This is a genomic window from Vibrio sp. Vb0937 (genome assembly GCF_033338855.1).
The window spans coordinates 1-1,020 of sequence record NZ_JAWOTK010000475.1 but is presented as its reverse complement, the minus strand read 5'-3'; the positions used below and the strand labels follow the sequence as shown (position 1 = coordinate 1,020).

Below are 1,020 nucleotides of genomic sequence, written 5' to 3'. Positions count from 1 at the left end.
CAGTGTTTCGATGAACTCGTGAGCGTGCGCTTGTTTCGTCGCTTTAAGCAGTTCCTCTTCTGAGGCGGTTGGGTTGCCGTACAAGATGTTATCTCTTATTGAACGGTGCAAAAGAGACGTATCCTGTGTCACCATACCAATTTTCGAGCGCAACGAATCTTGCGTGACGTCAGCAATGTTTTGACCGTCAATCTTAATGCTGCCTTCTTCCACATCATGGAAGCGTAACAGCAAGTTCACCAACGTGGATTTGCCTGCGCCAGAGCGCCCAACCAAGCCGACTTTTTCGCCAGGTTTGATGTCGAGATTCAGATGGTTGATGACGCCTTTGTTTTCACCGTAATGAAAGCTGACGTTATCGAACTGGATGCCACCTTGAGATACGACCAAGTCTTTCGCATTCGGTTTGTCTTGGATATCGATAGGTTTGGACAGTGTTTTCATGCCATCCACGACAGTACCCATGTTTTCAAACAGGGCTCCTACTTCCCACATGATCCACATCGACATGCCGTTAACGCGCAGCGCTAGGCTGACCGCAATAGCAATGGCACCGACGCTAATCGCGCTGTCCAACCACAGATAAATCGACAAAGCCGCGACGGAAAACACCAAGATGTAGTTGGAGATTTCAACCGCCACGTCAAAGCCCGTAACCAAGCGCATTTGACGATAAACCGTGTTGAGAAATCCTTTCATGCCTTGTTCAGCATATTGGGTTTCTCGTTGGCTATGTGAAAACAGCTTTACGGTTTGGATGTTGGTGTAGCTGTCGACAATACGGCCTGTCATGGTTGAGCGCGCATCGGCTTGCTCAGAGGCCACATCTTTCAGTTTCGGTACAAAGTAAATCTGAATCGCGATGTAAACCAAAAGCCAGACAATCATTGGAATCATTAAACGCCAATCTGCAGCTGCTAACATCACGACCATACTGGTGAAGTAAACCGTCACGTAGACAAACACGTCCATGCTCTTCATGACCGTTTCACGTACTGCGAGAGAGGTTTGCATCACTTT

1 protein-coding gene is annotated in these 1,020 nt (G+C 47.9%); it reads right to left on the bottom strand.

Features of this window, described 5'->3' with window-relative positions:
• The coding region (locus R7P67_RS26630) for an ABC transporter ATP-binding protein (protein ID WP_318086559.1) at positions 1-1,020 on the bottom strand (1,020 nt) is incomplete at both ends.